This window comes from Nocardioides sp., assembly GCA_037045645.1.
In the GTDB taxonomy this organism is placed as follows: Bacteria; Actinomycetota; Actinomycetes; order Propionibacteriales; family Nocardioidaceae; genus Nocardioides.
In genome coordinates this window covers 442,004-463,426 of the sequence record JBAOIH010000001.1, presented here as the reverse complement: position 1 = coordinate 463,426, position 21,423 = coordinate 442,004, and the positions used below count along the sequence as shown (strand labels likewise).

General features: G+C 66.9%; 25 protein-coding genes. 13 read left to right on the top strand and 12 right to left on the bottom strand.

The genetic code is table 11. The features are described 5' to 3' along the window. Window positions 1–53 precede the first annotated feature (53 nt). Window positions 54–2,498: an FAD-dependent oxidoreductase gene (locus tag V9G04_02295; protein MEI2712135.1), complete on the top strand. Its 2,445-nt coding sequence runs from the start codon at window positions 54–56 to the stop codon at window positions 2,496–2,498. Between the two features lie 93 nt (window positions 2,499–2,591). Here V9G04_02295 and V9G04_02290 read toward each other — a convergent pair whose 3' ends face one another. Genes V9G04_02290 through trxA form a run of 4 tightly spaced genes read right to left on the bottom strand, consistent with a single transcriptional unit; the run spans window position 2,592 to window position 6,022 of the window. After that, entirely contained in the window at window positions 2,592–3,980 is a 1,389-nt protein-coding gene (locus tag V9G04_02290) for an MFS transporter (protein ID MEI2712134.1), read from the bottom strand. A gap of 1 nt (window position 3,981) precedes the next feature. Continuing rightward, complete coding sequence (locus tag V9G04_02285; GenBank protein ID MEI2712133.1) at window positions 3,982–4,758, bottom strand: SDR family NAD(P)-dependent oxidoreductase; 777 nt, start codon at window positions 4,756–4,758, stop codon at window positions 3,982–3,984. 36 nt (window positions 4,759–4,794) lie between these two features. Next, on the bottom strand, window positions 4,795–5,592 hold the full coding sequence (gene dapF / locus V9G04_02280; protein MEI2712132.1) for a diaminopimelate epimerase: 798 nt from the start codon (window positions 5,590–5,592) through the stop codon (window positions 4,795–4,797). A gap of 16 nt (window positions 5,593–5,608) precedes the next feature. Next, window positions 5,609–6,022 carry a thioredoxin gene (gene trxA, locus V9G04_02275; GenBank protein ID MEI2712131.1) on the bottom strand — a complete coding sequence of 138 codons (414 nt, stop codon included), beginning with the start codon at window positions 6,020–6,022 and terminating at the stop codon, window positions 5,609–5,611. A 56-nt stretch (window positions 6,023–6,078) separates the two neighbouring features. Here trxA and V9G04_02270 point away from each other — a divergent pair, with 56 nt between their 5' ends. Continuing rightward, window positions 6,079–6,222 carry a hypothetical protein gene (locus V9G04_02270; GenBank protein ID MEI2712130.1) on the top strand — a complete coding sequence of 48 codons (144 nt, stop codon included), beginning with the start codon at window positions 6,079–6,081 and terminating at the stop codon, window positions 6,220–6,222. A 242-nt stretch (window positions 6,223–6,464) separates the two neighbouring features. Then, window positions 6,465–8,600, top strand: coding sequence for a DEAD/DEAH box helicase (locus V9G04_02265; GenBank protein ID MEI2712129.1), 2,136 nt, complete (start codon window positions 6,465–6,467; stop codon window positions 8,598–8,600). Window positions 8,601–8,641: 41 nt separating this feature from the next. Here V9G04_02265 and miaA read toward each other — a convergent pair whose 3' ends face one another. Continuing rightward, window positions 8,642–9,565, bottom strand: a complete 924-nt coding sequence (gene miaA, locus V9G04_02260) for a tRNA (adenosine(37)-N6)-dimethylallyltransferase MiaA (GenBank protein ID MEI2712128.1) — start codon at window positions 9,563–9,565, stop codon at window positions 8,642–8,644. A gap of 75 nt (window positions 9,566–9,640) precedes the next feature. Between miaA and V9G04_02255 the strand changes: the two genes are divergently transcribed. From V9G04_02255 to V9G04_02240, 4 genes are all read left to right on the top strand, one after another. Continuing rightward, window positions 9,641–9,838 carry an antitoxin gene (locus V9G04_02255; GenBank protein MEI2712127.1) on the top strand — a complete coding sequence of 66 codons (198 nt, stop codon included), beginning with the start codon at window positions 9,641–9,643 and terminating at the stop codon, window positions 9,836–9,838. A 92-nt stretch (window positions 9,839–9,930) separates the two neighbouring features. Then, window positions 9,931–10,125 carry a hypothetical protein gene (locus V9G04_02250; protein ID MEI2712126.1) on the top strand — a complete coding sequence of 65 codons (195 nt, stop codon included), beginning with the start codon at window positions 9,931–9,933 and terminating at the stop codon, window positions 10,123–10,125. Beyond that, window positions 10,122–10,598, top strand: coding sequence for an NUDIX domain-containing protein (locus V9G04_02245; protein ID MEI2712125.1), 477 nt, complete (start codon window positions 10,122–10,124; stop codon window positions 10,596–10,598). The genes V9G04_02250 and V9G04_02245 overlap by 4 nt, the downstream gene beginning before the upstream one ends. Continuing rightward, window positions 10,591–10,893, top strand: coding sequence for a hypothetical protein (locus V9G04_02240; protein ID MEI2712124.1), 303 nt, complete (start codon window positions 10,591–10,593; stop codon window positions 10,891–10,893). Before V9G04_02245 ends, V9G04_02240 begins: the two co-directional genes overlap by 8 nt. Before the next feature lie 3 nt (window positions 10,894–10,896). On the opposite strand, the gene miaB is transcribed toward V9G04_02240, so the two are convergent. Both miaB and V9G04_02230 read right to left on the bottom strand, forming a co-directional pair. Beyond that, on the bottom strand, window positions 10,897–12,375 hold the full coding sequence (gene miaB, locus V9G04_02235; protein MEI2712123.1) for a tRNA (N6-isopentenyl adenosine(37)-C2)-methylthiotransferase MiaB: 1,479 nt from the start codon (window positions 12,373–12,375) through the stop codon (window positions 10,897–10,899). Window positions 12,376–12,404: 29 nt separating this feature from the next. Then, the gene (locus tag V9G04_02230; GenBank protein ID MEI2712122.1) at window positions 12,405–12,863 is read right to left on the bottom strand and encodes a flavodoxin family protein; all 459 of its coding nucleotides are present in this window, start codon (window positions 12,861–12,863) and stop codon (window positions 12,405–12,407) included. 51 nt (window positions 12,864–12,914) lie between these two features. Between V9G04_02230 and V9G04_02225 the strand changes: the two genes are divergently transcribed. From V9G04_02225 to V9G04_02205, 5 genes are all read left to right on the top strand, one after another. After that, window positions 12,915–13,373, top strand: a complete 459-nt coding sequence (locus V9G04_02225) for a hypothetical protein (protein ID MEI2712121.1) — start codon at window positions 12,915–12,917, stop codon at window positions 13,371–13,373. A 131-nt stretch (window positions 13,374–13,504) separates the two neighbouring features. Beyond that, window positions 13,505–14,233, top strand: a complete 729-nt coding sequence (locus V9G04_02220; GenBank protein ID MEI2712120.1) for an amino acid ABC transporter ATP-binding protein — start codon at window positions 13,505–13,507, stop codon at window positions 14,231–14,233. Between the two features lie 60 nt (window positions 14,234–14,293). After that, window positions 14,294–15,184 (top strand): glutamate ABC transporter substrate-binding protein, encoded by an 891-nt coding sequence (locus V9G04_02215; protein ID MEI2712119.1) that lies wholly within the window; start codon window positions 14,294–14,296, stop codon window positions 15,182–15,184. A 41-nt stretch (window positions 15,185–15,225) separates the two neighbouring features. After that, window positions 15,226–15,909, top strand: a complete 684-nt coding sequence (locus V9G04_02210; protein ID MEI2712118.1) for an amino acid ABC transporter permease — start codon at window positions 15,226–15,228, stop codon at window positions 15,907–15,909. Next, the gene (locus V9G04_02205; GenBank protein MEI2712117.1) at window positions 15,906–16,766 is read left to right on the top strand and encodes an amino acid ABC transporter permease; all 861 of its coding nucleotides are present in this window, start codon (window positions 15,906–15,908) and stop codon (window positions 16,764–16,766) included. Before V9G04_02210 ends, V9G04_02205 begins: the two co-directional genes overlap by 4 nt. On the opposite strand, the gene V9G04_02200 is transcribed toward V9G04_02205, so the two are convergent. From V9G04_02200 to V9G04_02185, 4 genes are read right to left on the bottom strand one after another with little or no spacing between them, the layout of a single operon-like run. Continuing rightward, entirely contained in the window at window positions 16,767–17,243 is a 477-nt protein-coding gene (locus V9G04_02200) for a hotdog fold domain-containing protein (protein MEI2712116.1), read from the bottom strand. Window positions 17,244–17,268: 25 nt separating this feature from the next. Further along, complete coding sequence (locus tag V9G04_02195; protein MEI2712115.1) at window positions 17,269–17,973, bottom strand: hypothetical protein; 705 nt, start codon at window positions 17,971–17,973, stop codon at window positions 17,269–17,271. Window positions 17,974–18,002: 29 nt separating this feature from the next. Next, the gene (locus tag V9G04_02190) at window positions 18,003–18,581 is read right to left on the bottom strand and encodes an AAA family ATPase (GenBank protein MEI2712114.1); all 579 of its coding nucleotides are present in this window, start codon (window positions 18,579–18,581) and stop codon (window positions 18,003–18,005) included. Window positions 18,582–18,591: 10 nt separating this feature from the next. Continuing rightward, the gene (locus V9G04_02185; protein ID MEI2712113.1) at window positions 18,592–18,972 is read right to left on the bottom strand and encodes a VOC family protein; all 381 of its coding nucleotides are present in this window, start codon (window positions 18,970–18,972) and stop codon (window positions 18,592–18,594) included. Window positions 18,973–19,023: 51 nt separating this feature from the next. Here V9G04_02185 and V9G04_02180 point away from each other — a divergent pair, with 51 nt between their 5' ends. Continuing rightward, window positions 19,024–19,530, top strand: coding sequence for a MarR family transcriptional regulator (locus V9G04_02180; GenBank protein MEI2712112.1), 507 nt, complete (start codon window positions 19,024–19,026; stop codon window positions 19,528–19,530). A 76-nt stretch (window positions 19,531–19,606) separates the two neighbouring features. Here the strand turns inward: V9G04_02180 and V9G04_02175 are convergent, their stop codons facing one another. Further along, on the bottom strand, window positions 19,607–21,412 hold the full coding sequence (locus tag V9G04_02175; protein ID MEI2712111.1) for an ABC-F family ATP-binding cassette domain-containing protein: 1,806 nt from the start codon (window positions 21,410–21,412) through the stop codon (window positions 19,607–19,609). Between the last annotated feature and the right edge of the window lie 11 nt (window positions 21,413–21,423).

Here is a 21,423-nt window from a genome sequence, read left to right as displayed (position 1 = left end):
GGACAACGCGATTCGCACGGCAAAGAGCGCCTCGGAGCACTAGCGTGACAAGCGTGAACCTTCCTGCACGTGCACGTGTCGTGATCATCGGTGGCGGCGTCATCGGCTGCTCGATCGCCTATCACCTCGCCCATGCCGGCTACACCGACACCGTGCTCATCGAACGCGACAAGCTGACCTCCGGCACCACCTGGCACGCCGCAGGCCTGATGACCACCTTCGGCTCCACGAGCGAGACCAACACCGGGATCCGTCTCTATTCACGCGACCTGTACGCGCGCCTGGAAGCCGAGACCGGGATGTCCACGGGCTTCCGCCCGGTCGGTCTGATCGAGGCCGCCGCCGATCAGGACCGCCTCCACGAATACCGTCGGGTCGCAGCGTTCCAGCGCCACCTCGGCCTGGAAGTGCACGAGGTCTCCAACGACGAGATGCGCGATCTGTTCCCGTGGGCTCGCACCGACGATCTGCACGGCGGCTTCCACATCCCAGGCGACGGCCGGGTCAACCCCGTAGACCTGACCATGTCGTTGGCGCGCGGTGCCAAGAACCTCGGCGTACGGATCGTCGAAGACGTCACGGTCGAGGACGTGTTGATGTCCGGAGACGGGCTGCGCACCGTCACCGGAGTGCGTACGAGCGCCGGCGACATCGAATGTGAATACGTGGTCAACGCCACCGGCATGTGGGCTCGCGAACTCGGCGAGCGCAGCGGTCTGGTCATCCCCAATCAGGCGGCTGAGCACTACTACCTGATCACCGACTCCATCGACGGCATCGACCCCGATGGGCCGATCTTCGAAGACCCCACCTCGTACGGCTACTACCGCGAGGAGGGTGGCGGCATGATGGTCGGCCTCTTCGAACCGCACGCGGCGGCGTGGGCCGTGGAGGGCATCCCCGGCGACGCCTCCTTCACCACCCTCAAGCCCGACTGGGATCGGATGGCGCCCTTCCTGGAGACCGCGATGTCGCGGGTGCCGATCACCCAGGAGGTCGGCGTACGCACGTTCTTCTGCGGTCCCGAGTCCTTCACCCCGGACCTCGCGCCCGCCGTCGGCGAAGTGCCCGGCATCCGGGGCTACTTCGTCGCAGCGGGGATGAACTCGGTCGGCATCCTCTCCGCCGGTGGCCTGGGCCGAGTCATCGCCGAATGGATCGTGTCGGGCGATCCCGGCGTGGACGTGACGGGCTTCGACGTCGCACGCTTCCAGCCCTACCAGTTGGCGCCGGCCTATCGCGCCGAACGTACGACCGAGATCCTCGGCACGGTCTATGCCGCCCACACGCCGGGCAAGCAATTGCACACCCAACGCGGTGCGCTGCTCTCGCCGGTGCACGACCGCCTGGTCGCGGCCGGCGGCTATCTGCGCGAGGTCTCGGGGTGGGAGTCGGCGGACTGGTATGCCGGGGCCGGGCAGACCCCGACGGCCGAGCCGACGTGGTGTGCTGCGCCCTGGTTCGAGCAGTGGGAGCACGAGCACCGGGCCGTACGCGAAGGCGCCGGGCTGATGGACATGTCGTTCATGGCCAAGTTCCTCGTGGAAGGCCCGGATGCGGGCGCATCACTGGCGCGGATCTCGGCCGGTGACGTCGACGGCGCGCCCGAGACGATCACCTACACCCAGTGGCTCAACGAACGTGGCCTGATCGAAGCTGACCTGACGGTCACCAAGCATGACGCCGATTCGTTCATGGTCGTGGCCTCCGACACCGCGCACGGCGCAGCCCTCGACTGGCTCAACCGCCACCTGCACGGCGAGGTGACCGTCACCGACGTGACCGCGAAACTCGCGCAGATCAACCTGCAAGGCCCGTTGTCTCGCGACGTGCTGGCCGGGCTGACTGACCAGGACCTGTCCACGGCCGCGTTCCCGTTCCGCACCGCGCGGGTGATCACGGTGGCGGGCGTGGAATCGCTCTGCGCCCGGATCACCTATCTGGGCGAGTTGGGCTATGAACTCTATGTCGCCGCGGCACGAGCCGGCGAGGTCTGGGACGCCATCGCGGCCGACCCGAGGGTGCGGCTGACCGGGCTCAAGGCGTTGTCGTCGTTGCGGATGGAGAAGGCCTATCGCGACTTCGGCCACGACATCGACAACACCGACTGCCCCCTCGCCGTCGGCCTGGGCTTCGCCGTGGACTGGGACCACGAGTTCATCGGGCGAGCAGCGTTGGCCGAGCGGCGTGGCCGTCCGATGCTGTCCAGGCTGGTACAGATCGTGCTCGACCAGGGGCTCGGCGAAGGCGGTCCACTGCTCTTCCACGCCGAGCCGGTGCTGCGCGACGGGGTCGTGGTCGGTTATGTGCGCGCCGGCTCCTACGGCTGGACTCTGGGCGCGGCGGTCGGGTTGGCGTACGTCACGGCGCCAGACGCTGTGACGCCCGACTGGTTGGCTTCCGGCACGTGGGAGGTCGACGTGGCGGGTGAACGTTTCGCGGCGAGCGTCTCGCTGCGCCCGGCGTACGACCCGAAGAGCGAGCGGGTGCGCGCCTGACGGCGTTCGGGAGGAAGAACTGCGGCCGCGGCGCGGGTCAGAAGGCGCCCGACTGCGCCCCCGGCCGCAGTTCTCCGCCGAGGATTGAGGGGGTCACCGCGCCGCGGGCTGGCCAGGAGTCCGGATCAGCAGCCACGAGATCAGCCCGCCCGCCGCGAGCAGGCCCGCGCACAGCAACATCGCGGCCTGGTAGCCGTCACTGAACAGTGCCGGCACGGCATAGTCGTCGCCGGACAACCCCACCAGGACCGGCAACGCAGCGACAGCGAGCAGTGAACCCGCGCGGGCGACCGCGTTGTTGATCCCACTTGCCACGCCCGCGCGGTTGTCGGGCACGGCCGCCAGCACCGTCGCGGTCAGCGGAGCCACCATCAAGGCCAGCCCGAGACCGAAGATCACCAGGCCCGGCAGGACGTGCAACACATAGCCGTCGCCGGCGTCGACAAGCGCCAGCCAGGCCGTCCCGAACGCCATCACGAGCGGGCCGACGGTCATCGGGATGCGCGGGCCGACGCGTTCGCCGTACGCCCCGCCGCGTCCGGCAAGCAACAGCATGCACACGCTGATCGGCAGGGTCGCCAGCCCGGCGGCCAGCGGCGACCAGCCCAGCGAGGTCTGCAACTGCAGCACCAGGAAGAACATCATCGCGCCGAGCGCGGCATAGACCACGAAGGTCATCGCGTTGGCCGCGCTGAACTGCACCGACCCGAAGAGCGACGTCGGCATCATCGGCCGAGGCGTACGCCGCTCCCACCACACGAAGAACACCATCAACGCCAGCCCGCCCAAGCCCAGCCACAGCGCGGCGAAGCGCCCCCATTCGATCAGTCCGTACGTCGTCGAGCCCAGCGCCAGGACCGCCAACACAGCGCCCACGACGTCGAAGCGCCCGGTCGCGGACTCGTCTCGGGTCTCGGGGACAGCACGCCGCGCGACCACCAGGGTGAGTACCGCCAAAGGCAGGTTGATCAGGAAGATCAACCGCCACGACACCTCGATCAGCAGTCCGCCGAACAGCGGGCCGAAGGCGGTCGCGAACGACGCCATCCCCGACCATGTGCCGATCGCACGAGCCCGATCCGCGGGCACGAAGACCGACTGCAGGATCGCCAAGGAACCAGGCGTCAGCAGTGCGCCGCCGATGCCTTGTACGACCCGCGCACCGATCAACACCTCGGCGGTGGGGGCGAGTCCGCACAACAGCGACGAAACCGCGAAGAGCACGACCCCGAGCTCGAAGACGCGACGCCGTCCCCAGCGGTCGCCGAGCGCACCACCGAGCAGGATCAGCCCGGCCAGCGTCAGGAAGTAGCCGTTGGTGATCCACTGCAACTGCGCGAGGCTGGCGTCCAGGTCGGTGCCGAGCTCGCGCAAAGCGACGTTGACGACCGTGCCGTCGAGCATCGCCATGCCCGACCCGAGGGTCGCCGCGAGGACGACCGCGCGCCCTCGGGGCGACGACAGCTCGACGAAGCCGGTCACCTCACTTGGGAGGCATCCGGATGCCGCCGTCGACGCGGATCGTCTCGCCGTTCATGTAGGAGTTGGTGACGCACTCGATGACCATCGAGGCGAGCTCGTCGGGCACGCCAAGGCGCTTGGGGAAGAGCACCGACTGGCCCAGGTGCGCCTTGAACTGCTCGGACTGCTCACCCTCCCCATAGATCGGAGTGTCGATCAGGCCCGGAGCGACGGTGTTGAGACGAATGCCCGCGGCCGATAGGTCGCGCGCGACCGGCAGTGTCATGCCGACGACGCCGCCCTTGGACGCGGAGTACGACGCCTGGCCGATCTGGCCGTCGAAGGCCGCGACCGAGGCGAGGTTGACGATCGCGCCGCGCTGACCGTCGGCGTCGGGCTCGTTGCGCGACATCACCGTGGCGGCCTGGCGAGTCATGTCGAAGGTGCCGATCAGGTTGATCTCGATGACCTTGCGGAAGGCGTCGAGGGCGTGAGCCGACTCGAGCTGGCCGTCGCGACCGATCGTGCGCTGGGCCCAGCCGATGCCGGCCGAGTTCACACAGGCGCGCAGTGGAGCGATCTCGGCGGCGGCGTTGACCGCTGCGGTGATCTGCTCGGTCTTGGTGACGTCGACCAGGGCGAAGATGCCGCCGATCTCCTCGGCGAGCGCCTCGCCCTTGTCGGCTTGCAGGTCGGCGACGACCACGCGCGCGCCCTTGGCCGCCAGTTGGCGAGCGACGGCGGCGCCGATGCCTGAGGCGGCACCGGTGACGATGGCTGAGGATCCGTTGATGTCCATATCGCGAAGGCTAGCGACATGCTGCCCGGTGTCTCCTCAGAGGTCGGTCTCCCCCCACGCCACCAGCACCGCAGGCCCGGCGAGCAGGACACGGTCGTCCGCGGTCCAGGTCGCCTGGAGGCGACCACCGGGAACGTCTACGACGTAGGTCGTGTCTATCCCGAGCCCCTGCCGGGAGCCTGAGGGATCGAGGTCGTCGGCTCGCGCCGCGGCAACCATGACCGCAGCCGCGCCCGTGCCGCAGGACCGGGTCTCGCCCGCACCGCGCTCATAGACGCGCATGGCAACGTGCCGGGGGCCGACGCGCTGGACGAACTCGACATTGACCCCATCCGGATAGACCGACTCGTCGTACGCCGGGGCCTCCAGCAGCCCACCAGCGTCGTCGAGTGAATCCACGAACGCGACCGCGTGCGGGTTGCCCATATCGATGTGAACTGCCGGCCAACTGCCGTCGGCGGCAGCGACCCGCGTCATCCCGACGATCTTCGGGGCACCGAGGTCGGCAGAGAAGCCGTCCCGCGTCGCCGTGAGTGTTTTGATGCCATCGCGGGTGTCGATCTCGAGCGGGAAACTCACCCCCTCGTACTCCTGCAGATAACGGGCGAACACACGGATGCCGTTCCCGCACATCTCGGCGATCGAGCCGTCGGCGTTGCGATAGTCCATGAACCAACGACCATCCCGCTGGACTGCGCCGATGACGCCGTCGCCGCCGATCCCGGCCCGCCGATCACACAACGCGCGTACGCGCTCGACAGTCAGTGCGACGTCGCCGGGCACGACCACGAAGTCGTTCTCCGTGCCATGTCCTTTGACGAAGCGATAACTCACGGTCGCGATCCTGCCATCACTGCGGCGGTTGCTGTTCGGCGATCTGCCGGCGTACGTCGTCCATATCGAGGGCGCGGACCGCCTCGATGACCTGCTCCAGAGCCGCCGCGGGCATGGCACCCGGTTGCGCGAAGACCAGGACCTGGTCACGAAACGCCATCAGGGTCGGGATGGACGTGATCTGTGCCTGCGCCGCGAGCCCCTGTTCGGCCTCGGTGTCGATCTTGGCGAAGACGATGTCGGGATGCTTGGCCGAGGTCTCCTCATAGATCGGCGCGAACTGGCGGCACGGGCCACACCACTCGGCCCAGAAGTCCACCAGCACGATGCCGTTGCCGGTGACGAGTTCCTCGAAAGTGGCCTCGGTCGCGTTGATCGTCGCCATAAGACGGCTCCTTGTTCGTCGGCGTTGACTCGCTATTGCGACCATAGCGACCTGTCGTACACGCGTTTGTGAAACAGTGGAACCCCACCGGAGGAGGACACATGTGCCAAGCGGTCACCTGTCGCGTCTGCGGCAAAGCCACCTGGACCGGATGCGGTGAGCACATCGAGGAGGCACTCGCCGGAGTGCCGCAGTCCGAGCGTTGCCAGTGCGCTCAGCAGCAGGCACCCGCGCATCATCACTGAGAGCGAACGCGTGTTCTGGGTGGCGTGCGGCTACACTGGCCTTTGAGCCGGTCGTACGAGCGCGCGGAATCGCGCCTGAAGATCGGCTCCCCCGGCGCGTACGAGTTCGGCAGCCACTTCTCCGGACCCCGCAGTTCTTGCCGTACGCCGGGCCGTCCGTAGTTCTGGACGCACCCGCCCACCGGGGCCGGATCGCTGTGTTGTCAGGCGCAGCGACGTAACACGATCGAAAGAAGTGTGGGTTGACCACTCAGCGTGATCGCCGCTCGGGCAGCAACCGCCGCGGACGCAATCAGTCCCGCAAGCGCGACAACGACGGCGTGATGCCCATCCTCGCGCGCGCCGTCCGCGAGATCGAGACCGCGGTCGGCCGCGGTCAGATCGGGCCCGAACTTCGGGCGCGTTTCCAGGCTGTGGCGCTGCTGGCGCGTGAGGAACGCGTACGCGCGCGAACAGAGGAGACGCTCACCGACGCCCAGCGCGACAGCATGCTCAAACGGCTCGACGGCGTCGCGACGATCCTGGCGCAAAGCGCCGCGCGGGAGCCCTCGCTCTTCGTGGTCTTGCAGCCCGATGCGCAAGTGTCGGACCGGACCCGCCAGATCGTGCGCGAGATGCAGCGTGGCGCCGGCTACACGCCCGTCGAGGAGCAGGCCGTCGAGCCAAGCGAAACCGAGGTCGCGCGGCTGGAGCGCAAGGTGCTGCCGCGTTCGGTGATCGCCGCCCAACTCGCCAACCCGTTCCAGGTGCCCGACTTCTCGGTGACGGCCCCCAAACTCACCGGATACCTCGCCGGGTGGGAGTTGATCGGGCCACTGCTCAACGCCTTCGAGCACCCGGTGGCTGGCGCGAGCGCCGCGATGGAACTGCCCGAGCCGCGCCCCGTCCCGCTGCCTCGCGGCATCGAGTTGATGGACCACCAGAGTCGACTGATCGCTGCGGTGACGGAGGGGCACCGTACGTTCCTGCTCGCCGACGAGCCCGGTCTGGGCAAGACCGCTCAGGCGCTGCTCGCGGCCGAGGCCGCCAAGGCGTACCCACTGCTTGTGGTCGTTCCCAACGTCGTGAAGACCAACTGGGCGCGCGAGGCTCAGCTGTGGGTGCCGCAGCGCACCGTGACGGTCGTGCACGGGGATGGCGACACGATCGACGGCTTCGCCGACGTGGTGATCATCAACTACGAGATCCTCGATCGACACGTCGACTGGATGGGCCACCACGGCTTCCGGGGCATGGTGGTCGACGAGGCGCACTACATCAAGAACAAGAAGTCGCAGCGCTCCCAGCACGTCCAGGAGATCTCGCACAAGATCCGCGAACGCGTGTCCCGACCGCTGCTGATGGCGCTGACCGGCACGCCGTTGATCAACGACATCGAGGACTTCCGCGCGATCTGGGAGTTCCTCGGTTGGATCGACGAACGCAAGCCCGGTCGCGAGTTGATGGCCGAACTCGAAGAGAACGGCTTCACGCCCGCTGACCACGCGTTCTATCCCGCGGCACGCGAGTCTGTGGTCGACCTCGGCATCGTGCGGCGCCGCAAGATCGACGTCGCGGCCGATATCCCGGCTCGCCGGATCGCGGACATGCCGGTCGAGCTCGAAGGTGCGGAAGGACGCTCCATCGCCGAGGCCGAGCGTCGACTCGCCGACCGCCTGGTCAGTCGTTATATGGCCGCGCTGGAGCACCGCCGCGCAGGTGTCGCGGTGACCGATCTCGACGGCATCGACCACGCTCTCGTACGCCGGGTCGCCGAGCGTGAGGTCGCCGAAGGTCCCGATGACTCCGCCGACGGCACCAACGTCTTCGCGATGGTGCGTCGCATCGGGCAGGCCAAGGCCGAACTCGCCGCCGACTATGCCGCTCAACTGGCGCGCAGCGCGGGCAAGGTCGTGTTCTTCGCCAAGCACCTCGACGTGATGGACGAGGCGGCCGTGGTCTTCGAGAAGCGCGGACTGCGCTACACCGAGATCCGTGGCGACCAGACCAAGAACGCGCGCCAGGAGGCGATCGACTCCTTCACCCAAGACGAGGATGTCTCGATCATCATCTGCTCCCTCACCGCGGCCGGCGTGGGGATCAACCTGCAGGTGTCGTCCAACGTCGTACTCGCCGAACTGTCGTGGACCAACGCCGAGCAGACCCAGGCGATCGACCGCGTCCACCGCATCGGGCAGACCGAGCCGGTCACCGCGTGGCGGATCATCGCCGCGCAGACCGTGGACGCCCGGATCGCCGAACTCATCGACAGCAAGGCCGGGCTCGCCGCCCGCGCGCTCGACGGTGCGACGGAAGAGGAGACCACCACGGCCGACATCCAGGTCGAGACGCTGGTCTCGATCCTGACGTCGGCTCTGGAGGAGCGCCTAGCTGGTTGAGTCATGCCTCCCTGGGCGTCGAGTCATGCCTCCCTGGGCGTTCAGTTGTGGATCGCGGTCAGCGCCTGCTCGACCCGGTCCGGGTCGTTCCACGTCACCCAGTGCACCCGTGGGTCTTTGCGGAACCAACTCTCTTGGCGCCTCGCGAAGCGCCGGGTCGCGGCCACGGTGCGCTCCAGCGCACCCTCCAGCGTCAGTCGGCCCTCCAGCATCGCGATCACCTCGCGATAGCCGATGGCCCGAGATGCCGTACGACTGTCGGCCAGCCCGTCTCGCAGGAGCACCTCGACCTCGCGTACGAGCCCCTCGGCGAACATCCGCTCCACGCGCTGCTCGATCCGCAGGTCCAGCGTCGGCCGGTCGATGTCGACGCCGATCTGCACGGTGGCGGTATCGACGTACGTCATCCGCGGCAGCGTGGCGGTGAAGGATTCGCCGGTCAACTCGCCTACCTCGAGAGCGCGTACGATCCGGCGCCCGTTGTCGGGCAGGATCTGCGCGGCGGCAGCGGGGTCCGTGTCCTGGAGGCGCCGGTAGAGCGCGGCTGCTCCGAACTCTTCCAACTCGGCCTCCAGCCGAGCGCGTACGACCGGATCGGTGCCCGGGAACTCGAACTCGTCGAGGATCGCGCGGGTGTAGAGAGCCGATCCCCCCACCAGGATCGGGACCTTGCCGCGGTCGCGGATCTCGGCGATCACCGCCCGCGCCCGGCGCTGGAAGTCGGCGACGCTGACGTCGGCATCTCGTACGGTCGCGAAATCGAGCAGATGGTGTGCGATCCCTCGGCGTTGCTCGATCGGGATCTTGGCGATGCCGATGTCCATGCCGCGATAGATCGCCATCGCATCGGTATTGACGATCTCGCCGTCGAGGCGCTCGGCCAGGTCGAGGGACAGGTCGGTCTTGCCCGAGGCGGTCGCGCCGACGACCGCGATGATCGGCTTGACGCTGGGTGTGACGACCACGGGGCTACTGTTTCACGCGTGGGCACACCCTTTTGGAGGGCCACGACCTCATCCACGAAACATCTAGGAGACAACATGGGCTTCCTCGACGACGCCAAGGACAAGCTGACCGCGGCGGTGGACAGCCAGGGCGACAAGATCGCGGACGGGCTCGACAAGGCCGGCGATGTCATCAGCGAGAAGACCGGCTTGGGCGACAAGGTCGACCTCGGGGTCGAGAAGGCCAAAGACACCCTCGACTCACTCGACGGCAAGAACGACGACATCAACTGAGCGAAGCGCCCTCCTCGTTGGCGGGGAGGGCGTTGCCGATTTGCGATCCCTGCGGTTGCCTTGGCCACCTCAACTCGGAACAAGGAGACCTGATGAGCCAGCAACAGTTCAGCGGTGACCAGGCCAAGGATGCGGCCGACGGGCTCGACTGCACAGACGACGACATCGGCCAGCCGACGCCTTCTGAGCCGACCGAGTCCGCCCCCACCGAGCCCGCGCAGCCGAACGACCCGGAACTCTCCCCGACCGACCCGGCCAACGCGCCCCAGCAGGACCCACGCGAGTGACCGATCGATTCGTAGTCGTGCCCGCGTCGTACGTCTATCTGACGCGCAGTGCGGGAGCCGACACCGAGGTGCTGCTGTGCCTGCGGCAGAACACCGGCTACCGCGACGGCTACTGGGCCGCCGGGATCGCCGGGCACGTAGAGCGTGGCGAGGATGCGTACGCCGCCGCGCGCCGTGAAGCAGTCGAGGAACTCGGCGTCACCGACCTCGACCTGACGTTCGTGACCACGATGAGTCGCACGATGTACGCCGACCCGATCGACGAGCGCGTCGACTTCTTCTTCACGGCGTCATCGTGGCGGGGTGAGCCCACGATCCTGGAGCCGCGCAAGAACGCCGAGATCCGGTGGTGTCGCCTCGACGACCTTCCTGACCCTGTCGTCCCCCACGAACGGGTGGTGTTGGACGCGATCCGCGAGGGCACAGTGAAGCCCTATCTGACCTTCGGCTTCAAGGAGCACGACCATGGCTGACGAACTCGGCGACCTCCCCGAGGCCACCACCGAACCCCCCGAGCGCTTCCCCGGCGGAGCTGACTCGATCGCCGACGAGGAGAAGTACGGCGAGATCCCCGACGCGCCGACGGTGCCGGATCTCGAACCCGACAGCAATCCCGCGGTGGACGACATGGTGCCCGCCGAGATCACCGAGCCCGATGACAAGCAGCAAGCGCCTGAGGGGGCGGCCGACGATCAGGAGACCGGCGAGGAGGACACCCCCGAGGCCGGTCAGGAGAACGAAGAGGGCGACCCCGAGGAGCCGGCCTGACGCTCAGCGACAGGCCGGAGCGTCCGGCAGCGGCACGGGTACGCCGACGGTCGGCATGCCGAGCCCGACGCCAGTCGACACCGGCTCAGCCGTACGCCGCTCCCAGGCATCGCCCGACCTCGTACGACGCAAGGACAGCACCGGGCCGTCGGCCACCAAGTGGTGCGGTGCGGCGTACGTGATCTCGACGGTGACCATGTCGCCCGGGCGTACGCCGTCCGCGCCCTCCGGATTGAAGTGCACGAGCCGGTTGTCGGGACCCCGCCCGCTCAACCGATGCGTCGCCGCATCCTTGCGTCCCTCGCCCTCGGCGACCAGCAACTCGATGGTGCGACCGACCAGCTTCTGGTTCTCCGCCCACGCAATCTCTTCGACCAGCGCGAAGAGTCGCTGATAGCGGACCTTGACGACCTCGGGTGAGATCTGGTCGGGCATCGTCGCGGCCGGAGTGCCCGGGCGGATGGAGTATTGGAACGTGTAGGCCTGCGCGAACCGCGCCTGGCGTACGACATCCAACGTGGCTTGGAAGTCTTCCTCGGTCTCTCCGGGGAAGCCGACGATGATGTCGGTGGAGATGGCGGCGTCGGGCATCACGGCGCGGACGCGATCCAAGATGCCCAGGAATTTGGCCTGCCGATATGACCGCCTCATCGCCTTGAGGACTCGATCGGAGCCGGACTGCAGCGGCATGTGCAGCTGCGGCATCACGTTGGGCGTCTGCGCCATCGCCTCGATCACGTCGTCGGTGAACTCCGCCGGGTGCGGGGAGGTGAAGCGCACCCGCTCCAGGCCCTCGATCTCACCGCACGCGCGCAGCAACTTGCTGAAGGCCTGCCGATCGCCGAACTCCACGCCGTACGCGTTGACGTTCTGCCCCAGCAGCGTGACCTCGCAGACACCATCGGCCACGAGCGCCTCGATCTCGGCGAGGATCTCGCCCGGTCGGCGGTCCTTCTCCTTGCCCCGCAGCGAGGGCACGATGCAGAACGTGCAGGTGTTGTTGCAACCGACACTGATCGAGACCCAGGCGGCGTACGCACTCTCGCGCTTGGTCGGCAGCGTGCTCGGGAAGACCTCCAGCGACTCCAGGATCTCGACCTGGGCCTCCTCGGCCGCGCGAGCGCGATCCAGCAACGCGGGCAGCGAGCCGATGTTGTGCGTACCGAACACGACGTCGACCCACGGGGCGCGTTTGATGATCGTGTCGCGATCCTTCTGCGCCATGCAGCCACCGACGGCGATCTGCATGCCGGGCTTCTTGGCCTTCACCGGCGCGAGGTGGCCGAGGTTGCCGTAGAGCCGGTTGTCGGCGTTCTCGCGCACCGCGCACGTGTTGAAGACGACCACGTCTGCCTGCTCGCCCTCGGGCGCGGCCTGATAGCCCGCGTCCTCCAGCAGCCCGGTCAGGCGCTCGGAGTCGTGGACGTTCATCTGGCATCCGTACGTCTTCACTTCGTACGTGCGTGCGGCGGTCTCAGTCATAACCGCTCAAGGGTACGGCGCCCCACCGACTACTCCATGATCGTCGCGGCCAGGGTCCCGCCGAGTTCGGCGCAGGCCTCACGCGCCTGCGCGCTCACGTCCCCAACCACCTCGACCGGGGCGATCACTCGCGCCCACTCCAGGCCACCGGCGATGCTCTCGACACTGCGCACGCCCCCAGCCACGTCGTTGTTGCCATGCACGACCAGCGCGTACGGCCGACGCACCGTCGCGGTCAGGCACGGGTAGTAGACGGTGTCGAAGAAGTGCTTCAGCGCGCCGCTCATATAGCCGATGTTCACCGGCGTGATCAGCGCGTACGCACTCGCTGCCAGCACGTCTGCCCCGGTCGTCGACAGCGCCGGGCGTACGTTTGCTCGGACCGCACCTTCGAGGTCAGGGTGCCGGATCCCCGCGACGACCGCCTCCACCAACTCGGCCAGCGCGGGCGACACGGTGTGGTGCACGACGAGCACGGTGGGCGTCATGTCGTGAGAGCGTACGGGCAACCGCAGACGGACAAGGAGCGTCAGTCAATCGTGAAGAGTGCGTTGATCGGCAGCACCCTAGGCGTTCTCCTTGTCCTCGGTGTCGTCACGAGCCCCGCGTTCTTGCCTCCACTCAAGACCGGCGACGTCGCGGCGCCGGCCGACGACGCGCCGCCCGAGGAGGTCGTACGCACCTATCTCGAAGCGCTCAACAAGCACGACTGTGATCGCGCGTCGTCGCTGCTGACCGAGCCCGAAGACGCGACCGGCTGGTGCCATCGAGTGGCGAGCCTCGACGACATCGAGATCAGTGACCCACAGAAGGAAGACCCGGCGTGGTCCGGCAAGGCCGAGGGAGACGAGGTGATGCGAGTCCCGGTGCGTTTCACCTTGACCTCGCGTCGGTTTCGCGCGGACGTCTCGCTGCCCGACGGCGAGACCGTGTGGGGCTATCAGCTCACCCGCGATGCGCAGGATCGCTGGCGAATCTTCGGGCAGGGCGTGGGGTGAGCCGGTTCGAAGTGGGGTCACGATCCGAGAACATCCGACTTCGGACATGGCCACTTGTCGGCGCGACCTATTAGGTTGCGGTCATGGACTCGGGAGGCCATGACCCGGGGACGAGTGCACGCGGAGCCCCGCTGGTCGTCCTCACTGGGGTCAACAAGCACTTCGGATCACTGCATGCCCTGAAGTCGATCGATCTCACCGTCCACGCGGGCGAAGTGGTCGTCGTGATCGGCCCGTCCGGCTCCGGCAAGTCGACGCTGTGCCGCACGATCAACCGTCTGGAGACGATCGATAACGGCGCGATCACCCTCGACGGCAGGGAACTCCCGCAGGAGGGCAAGGCACTCGCTGCGCTACGCGCCGAGGTCGGCATGGTCTTCCAGAGCTTCAACCTGTTCGCCCACAAGACCATCCTCGAAAACGTGACACTCGGTCCGATCAAGGTCCGCGGAGCATCGAAGAAGGAAGCCGACTCACGCGCTCGCGAGTTGCTCGAACGCGTCGGCGTCGGACATCAGGCCGAGAAGTACCCAGCGCAACTCTCCGGCGGCCAGCAGCAGCGCGTGGCGATCGCGCGCGCTCTCGCGATGGAGCCCAAGGTGATGCTCTTCGACGAGCCCACCTCGGCGCTCGACCCCGAGATGATCAAAGAGGTCCTCGACGTCATGGTCGATCTGGCCAAGCAGGGCATGACGATGATCGTGGTCACCCACGAGATGGGCTTCGCGCGTACGGCTGCCGATCGCGTGGTGTTCATGGCCGACGGCGCCATCGTCGAGGAGAACACTCCCGAGGAGTTCTTCACCAACCCCGAATCCGATCGCGCCAAAGACTTCCTGAGCAAGATCCTCAAGCACTGAGCCATCACACGTCATCCCCATCAAACGAGGCCTCTCGGGCCGGGAGAGAAGGAGAAACAGATGAGATTCACTCGTACGAAGGCGGTGCTCGCCGTCGCCGGACTCGGGCTCTCGCTGGCAGCCTGTGGAGACGCCGGCAGCGGTGACGACGGACCGGACGTGGACGTCAAGGACGACGCGGCCAGCTCGTTCGACGACGGCACCCGGATGAAGGAGCTCGCCGATGCGGGCACGATCAAGGTCGGCGTGAAGTACGACCAGCCCGGCCTGGGGTATAAGGACGCCGCGTCCGACATGCCCGAGGGCTTCGACGTCGAGATGGCCAAGATCCTGGTCGCCAGCCTGGGCATCGACCCGGACAGCGACAAGGTCAAGTGGGTCGAGACGATCTCGGACAACCGCGAGCCGTTCCTCCAGGACGGCACGGTCGACCTCGTGCTCGCGTCCTACTCCATCACCGACGACCGACAGAAGGTCGTCGGCCAGGCCGGGCCCTACATGATCACCGGCCAGCAGTTGCTGGTGAAGTCGGACAGCGACATCGAGAGCGTCGCCGACGTCGAGGGCAAGGAGGTCTGCTCGGTCACGGGCTCGACCTCGCTGGAGAACATCGAGGCGGAAGGCGCGAAGGGCGTCGGTCTGGATACCTACTCCGACTGCGCGCAGAAGGTGCTCGACGGCTCTGTCGAAGCGATGAGCACCGACGGCTCGATCCTGGCTGGCCTCGCCGCTCAGAACGAGGGCGAACTGAAGGTCGTGGGCGACCAGTTCTCCGAGGAGAACATCGGTGTCGGCTACTCCAAGGACAAGCCGGAGATGTGCCAGTGGATCGTCGACACGTTGACCAAGGCCAACGACGACGGCGTCTGGGCGGAGGCTTTCGAGGCGACGCTTGGACCCTCGGGCGTGGAGACGCCTGACTTCCCGCAGCTGAACTCCTGCCCGTCCTGATCCCCCGGCTCAAGCCCTGACGCGAGGAAGGAGGTGCGCGCGTGCAGGTCGTCCTCGACAACATCGATGTGGTGTTGAAGGCCTTCGGCTACACGATCGCGCTCTTCCTCGCGTCGGGCGTGCTGGCGATGGCGTTGGGCACGTTGCTCGTGGCGATGTACGTCGGACCGATCTCGGTGCTGCGCCGCGCTGCGGCCGGCTACGTGACCCTCGTACGCAACACGCCGCTGCTGATCGTGCTGATGTTCTTCTCGATCGCGGCACCCAAGCTGGGCATCAACTTCCGCTGGCTCGACGTGCACATCGGGCCCTTCGACTTCACCTCGTTCTTCGGGGCCGCAGTCGCGGGATTGACGCTCTACACGTCGACCTTCGTGTGCGAATCCCTGCGCTCGGGTGTCAACGCCGTCCCGCTGGGGCAGGCCGAGGCAGCGAGGGCGATCGGCTTGCCCTTCTCCCAGGTGATGACCAACGTCGTACTCCCCCAGGCGATTCGTGCGTCGGTGCCGCCACTGGCCAGCACGTTCATCGCGCTGTTGAAGAACACCTCGGTCGCTGCCGTCTTCGGCGTCGCCGAGGCGGTCTCTCGGATGCGCGCGATGACCAACAACAACGCCAGTGACCGCTGGGAGATCTTCATCGCTTTCGCGCTGGGCTACATCATCCTGGTCGAACTGATCTCGGCCGTGGCGATCTTCCTCGAACGTCGCTGGAGGGTCGCATGAGCCAGTCCAGTGTCCTCTTCGATGCGCCGGGGCCTCGTACGATCGCGCGGCATCGCGCCTACACGGTGGTCGCGATCGTCACGTTGCTCGCCGCGCTCGCGTTCGCCCTCTGGCGGCTCCAAGCAACCGGCCAGTTGGCGTACGAGAAGTGGGAACCTTTCGTCACGCCGCGCTATATCCGGGCGATCCTCGTGGACGGTCTGGTCAAGACCCTGGAGATGGCCGCGGTCGCAGTGGTGCTCGCGGTCGTCTTCGGATTGATCTTCGGGGTCGGCAAACTCTCCGATCACCGGCCGGTGCGGTGGTTCTGCTGGCTGGTCGTGGAGTTCTTCCGCGCCGTGCCGGTGCTGATGTTGATGATCTTGGGGTTCTTCGCGATCTTCCGCCCGATCAGCGACGTCGACTCCCGGGCGTACTGGTCGGTGATCTTGGCGCTGACGCTCTACAACGGCGCTGTCCTGGCGGAGGTCTTTCGCGCCGGCATCAATGCGGTGCCCAAGGGGCAGGGCGAGGCGGCGTACGCGATCGGCATGCGCAAATCCCAGGTGATGCGCGAGATCCTGCTCCCTCAGGGCGTCAAGATCATGGTGCCGGCGATCATCAGCCAGTGCGTGGTGGTGTTGAAGGACACCAGCCTGGGGTTCTACATCCTCGCGCCCGGCCTGACCGCGCTGGTCAAGCCGCTCTATCAGGGCTTCAACAACCACGTCGCGGTGATCATCGTGATCGGCGGGTTGTACGTCGTGATCAACCTGCTGCTGACGATGCTGGCCACTTGGGTGCAGCGTCGGTTTGTCGGCGAACGCAAGATCCTGCAAGTGGCCATGGTCGGCGAGCAGGACGACGCGAAGGCCTGATCAGCGCTTAGACGATTTGGGTGTTTTGGGCGTGACCCAGAGCTTGATCACACCTTCCACGACAACCGTGCCGTCGGCGCGTTCGGCCCACACGCGTACGGGCAGATCGGGGTCATCTGCTGTCCACTGCGCGGCGTCGGTCTCGGCGAAGCACCGGATGTCGGTGTCCGCCTTCGCGGGATAGGACACCTCCATCCCCTTGGGGATCCAGCGCTTGTCGCGCGGGATCGTGGCCTCGGCCAGCGCCCCCATCGCCATCTCCAGACCGTTGCAGATCGCGATCACGTGGACGGTCTTGATGTGGTTGTGCACGCGACGCCGCTTCTTGATCAGCACCTCGACGTGGTTGGGCCGCACCTCGCGTACGAGCGGGCGGATCGTCGAGAAATAGGGGGCCTTCTGGCCGAAGACGAACGAGAAGAGGCGGTCGCCCTGCGGCAGCGCGGAGAGCCTGGTCCAGAGCGCAAGAAGGTTCATACCGCGAACCTTACTTCTCAGTAACTTAGGGCAGTTTGAAGATCATGAACTGGAAGTATGAATCCGCGGCGGTGCCGGTCGCGCTGAACGTCATGACGCGCAGTTTCGGGACGGCGGCAGCCGCGGAGATCATTCCCTTGCTCGGATTCACCAGGGTCAGGTTGGTGACGTAGGTGTTCCAGGCGTACGACTCCCCGAAGTTGATGTCATAGAGGCCCACCCCGGCCTTGGTCACCGTGATCCCCCCGGTACTGCGGCTCAGTTGCCCGGCCAAATTGACCGTGCCCGCTGCCACAAGTTTCAGCCCGCCAGGTTGGGTCAGGTAGCGACCGGGTCCGAGTCCGCCCAAGGCGCCGGCGTTGCTTGCGAGATCGGCCTGGCCGGCGGCGACGGCCTTGCCACCCGCGGCGAGGAACTCACTCGAATCGAGACCGTCGAGCAGATCGGAGTCGGTCGCCTTGCTGCCCTTGGTCACGAAACGCCCTGCCGGCTGTCCTTGGAGGAGGGCAGCGTCGGGGACCCGGCCGTACTTATCGGTCGCGACCAACTTGCCGGCACGCTTGCGCGCTTTGGCCCCCGCCTTGACCGCATGGAAGCCGTCCACCTTGTCGGCGTTCAGGCCGCGTTTGATCGCCTGCGCTGCGGGTGGACCGCCCACTCCGAGCACCGCCACCACCAGCGCCAACGTGGCGATGATCAAGGCAGCCCGGCTCTGGCGTTCGGTGCTCATCTGGGCCCTCTCGTCGTGGCCGGCCAGAGTCAATCGCCCGTGAGCCAGCGCAGGATCTCGTCGGCGGCATCTTCCGCTGACAGGTCCGTCGTGTCCAACCGCAGCGTCGCGTGCTCTTGGAAGAGGCGCTCCCCCGGACCCTCGATCTCAGGGTGGGAGACGAGCCGCTCGGCGTCGAGCCCGCGTACGTTCTCCTCCGACCACTCCAGGTCGCGCTTGGACGGCTTGGCCGCGAGACGGAACTCGGTCCGGTTGCGCTCGAGTCGGGTGGCCAGGTCGGCGCGGAGTTCGACGAGGCGGATGTCGGCATCCTGGTCGAGGTAGGGCGCCATCAGTCGCCGCAGATAGTCGGCATCGCCTTGAGAATCCATCGCCATCACGTAGGTGAAGATCAGGTTGGTCCCGGATGCCGCAGCCTCCTCGAAGACGCGGCGCCTGATCTCGACGTTGAGTGCGTCGAAGGGTGGCGTGCCGTAGGCGAAGACGTCCAACAGCATCTCGATCGAGTGATGGTTGTGAAACAGTCTGAAGTCCGAGCGCTGCGCAATCGCGCGACCCACCGTCATCTTGCCGACCGCGGGCGGACCGATCAGGACGAGCAGGCGCATGCGCGCGACGTTAGTCGAGCGGCTGCAGCACTTCGACCCGATTCCCGTGCCCGTCGAAGGTGTGGAACCTGAGGTAGCCGTCGAAAGTATCGCGTTGGCTCTCATCCACCTCGAAGCCTGTCTCGCGCAGACGCCGAGCGATGGCCGCCAGATCGTCGACCAGGAGAGCCGGATGCGCCTTGCGTGCGGGCACGAATGGGTCCTCGACGCCGACGTGGATCTCGGTGGCGATGGCGTCGCCCTCGTACGCCCGGAACCAGGCACCGCCGCGGGACTGGAGCGCCTTCGGCTTCTCGACCTCCGTCAACCCGAGGGCATCGGCGTAGAAGCGTCGCGCTTGTCCCTCGCCGCCAGGCGGACAAGCGACCTGGATGTGATGAAGCCTCACCATTGCTCGATTCTCTTGACATCAAGATTCTTGATTCGAGTCTACACTCCTCTCATGCAGGACGAGGTCGATGCGCTGGTCGCCGCGTGGGCACGCGAGCGCGCCGATCTAGACCTCGCCCCGGTCGAGGTCTTCAGCCGGATCACGCGACTGGCCCGCCATCTGGACCGCGCGCGGCGGCAGGCGTTCGGCGCGCACGGCATCGAACCCTGGGAGTTCGATGTGTTGGCCGCGCTGCGGCGGGCCGGGGATCCGTACGAACTCTCACCCGGCCGCCTGTTGCGCGAGACCATGGTGACCAGCGGGACGATGACGAACCGGATCGACCGGATGGCCGAGCGCGGCTATGTCGATCGGCTGCCTGACCCGCACGACCGGCGAGGGGTGCTCGTACGCCTGCTGCCCGCAGGGCGGACAGTGGTGGATGCAGCCTTTGCCGAACTGGTCGAGGCCGAGCGGCTTCTGATCACCGACCTGTCCGTACGTGATCGCAAGCGGCTCGCAGCGCTGCTGCGTCCCCTGCTCGCCCCCTTCGCCGAGTCAGCAGATATTCCCCGCTGAGTCAGCAGATATTGCGGGCGAGTCAGCAGAAGTTCCCGCCGAGTCAGCAGATATTGCGGGCGAGTCAGCAGCAATCTCACTCCAGGACGTTGGCCGTCTCCAGCCACTCATCTTCGAGCATCGTGCGCTCCGCGCGGACCTCTTCGTACGCCCTGCTGAGTTCGGCAAGTCGCTCATAATCGCTGCCAGCCGCGATGATCTGCGCATCCAACGCGGCCTCTCGCTCGCCTACGCGCGCCAACTGCTTGTCGAGCCGTTCGAGACTCTTGCGAGCGTTGCGTTCGGCAGCGCTGCCCGCGCGCGCCTTCGAGGGAAGTTCTGCTGACTCACCCTGCAACTTCTGCTGACTCAGCGGGGCATTTGTGCTGATTCGGGCAGGAACTTCTGCTGACTCAGCACGGCGGGTGAGGTATTCGTCCACCCCACCCGGGAGCATCGAGATCTGGCCGTCACCCAGCAGCGCCCAGGTCGAGTCGGTGACTCGTTCGAGGAAATACCGATCGTGCGAGACCACGATCAGGGTCCCAGGCCACTGATCGAGGAAGTCTTCGAGCACGTTGAGCGTCTCGATGTCGAGGTCGTTGGTGGGCTCGTCCAGGAGCAGTACGTTCGGCTCGGTCAGCAGCAGGCGCAGCAGTTGGAATCGCCGCCGCTCGCCGCCGGAGAGATCCCCGATGCGCGCGGTCAGTTTGTCGCCGGTGAAGCCGAATCGTTCCAGCATCGACGAAGCCGAGACGTCCGAGCCGTCGGCCATCCGCGTAACGCGGCGGATCGATTCGATCGTCGCAAGCACCCTGGCCTCGGGGTCGAGGTCGTCGGAGACATCTTGGGTGAGGTGCTGCATGACGACCGTACGTCCATGGCGAACGCGGCCGTGAGAGGGCGCGAGACCGCCGGAGAGCAGCGCGAGTACGGAGGTCTTGCCGGCGCCGTTGACGCCGACGATCCCGACCCGATCGCCCGGGCCGAGACGCCAGGTCGCCCCGGCGAGCAATTGGCGCGACCCTCGCGAAAGGTCCACGTCCTCGACGTCGATCACGTCCTTGCCCAACCGTTGGGCCGCGAATTTTTGCAGCTCGAGTCGATCGCGCGGCGGCGGCACGTCCTCGATCAACGCATTGGCGGCCTCGATGCGAAACTTCGGTTTGGACGTCCGCGCAGGTGCACCGCGACGCAGCCAGGCGAGTTCCTTGCGCATCAAGTTCTGTCGTCGCGTCTCGCTCGCGGCGGCCTGCCGCTGGCGCTCGGCCTTGGCGAGCACGAACGCCGCGTACCCCCCGTCGTACGAATCCACGACCCCGTCATGGACCTCCCATGTCCGCTGCACGACCGCGTCGAGGAACCATCGATCGTGCGTGACGACCAGCAGCGCCGAGGGGCGCGCGGCGAGGTGTGCGGCGAGCCACGCGACAGCTTCCACGTCGAGATGGTTGGTCGGTTCGTCGAGGATCAGCAGGTCGTACGACCCCAGCAGCAACGCCGCGAGGGCGCAGCGGCGCCGCTCGCCACCGGAGAGGCCGAGTACGACGCGATCAAGTTCGATCCCGGCGAGCAACTCTTCGACGACCTGGCGCGAAATCGGATCAGCAGCCCACTCGTGATCGGCGCGACCACCCAGGACTGCCTCGCGTACGGAATGCGTATCGGTAAGCGGATCGCCTTGCTGGAGATAGCCGATCGCCAAGTCGCCGCGCCTGGAGACGCGCCCCTCGTCGGGCTCGTCGGCACCTGTGAGCACGCGCAGGAGTGTCGTCTTGCCGTCGCCATTGCGCCCGACGATGCCGATGCGTTCGCCGACGCCGACCCCCAGCGAGACGTCGGAGAGGAGGGGGCGCACGCCGTACGCCTTGGAGACGCGCTCAAGGTTGATCAGATTGCTCATATCGTGGGCAA

Excerpts from the sequence above, each read along its gene's own strand:
- V9G04_02190 (MEI2712114.1), bottom strand. The coding sequence starts at position 18,581 with ATGCGCCTGCTCGTCCTGATCGGTCCGCCCGCGGTCGGCAAGATGACG.
- V9G04_02255 (MEI2712127.1), top strand. The coding sequence starts at position 9,641 with ATGGGCTTCCTCGACGACGCCAAGGACAAGCTGACCGCGGCGGTGGAC.
- V9G04_02250 (MEI2712126.1), top strand. The coding sequence starts at position 9,931 with ATGAGCCAGCAACAGTTCAGCGGTGACCAGGCCAAGGATGCGGCCGAC.
- V9G04_02200 (MEI2712116.1), bottom strand. The coding sequence starts at position 17,243 with ATGAACCTTCTTGCGCTCTGGACCAGGCTCTCCGCGCTGCCGCAGGGC.
- V9G04_02175 (MEI2712111.1), bottom strand. The coding sequence starts at position 21,412 with ATGAGCAATCTGATCAACCTTGAGCGCGTCTCCAAGGCGTACGGCGTG.
- V9G04_02240 (MEI2712124.1), top strand. The coding sequence starts at position 10,591 with ATGGCTGACGAACTCGGCGACCTCCCCGAGGCCACCACCGAACCCCCC.
- V9G04_02285 (MEI2712133.1), bottom strand. The coding sequence starts at position 4,758 with ATGGACATCAACGGATCCTCAGCCATCGTCACCGGTGCCGCCTCAGGC.
- V9G04_02230 (MEI2712122.1), bottom strand. The coding sequence starts at position 12,863 with ATGACGCCCACCGTGCTCGTCGTGCACCACACCGTGTCGCCCGCGCTG.
- V9G04_02270 (MEI2712130.1), top strand. The coding sequence starts at position 6,079 with ATGTGCCAAGCGGTCACCTGTCGCGTCTGCGGCAAAGCCACCTGGACC.
- trxA (MEI2712131.1), bottom strand. The coding sequence starts at position 6,022 with ATGGTCGCAATAGCGAGTCAACGCCGACGAACAAGGAGCCGTCTTATG.
- V9G04_02205 (MEI2712117.1), top strand. The coding sequence starts at position 15,906 with ATGAGCCAGTCCAGTGTCCTCTTCGATGCGCCGGGGCCTCGTACGATC.
- miaB (MEI2712123.1), bottom strand. The coding sequence starts at position 12,375 with ATGACTGAGACCGCCGCACGCACGTACGAAGTGAAGACGTACGGATGC.
- V9G04_02215 (MEI2712119.1), top strand. The coding sequence starts at position 14,294 with ATGAGATTCACTCGTACGAAGGCGGTGCTCGCCGTCGCCGGACTCGGG.
- V9G04_02180 (MEI2712112.1), top strand. The coding sequence starts at position 19,024 with ATGCAGGACGAGGTCGATGCGCTGGTCGCCGCGTGGGCACGCGAGCGC.
- V9G04_02185 (MEI2712113.1), bottom strand. The coding sequence starts at position 18,972 with ATGGTGAGGCTTCATCACATCCAGGTCGCTTGTCCGCCTGGCGGCGAG.
- V9G04_02195 (MEI2712115.1), bottom strand. The coding sequence starts at position 17,973 with ATGAGCACCGAACGCCAGAGCCGGGCTGCCTTGATCATCGCCACGTTG.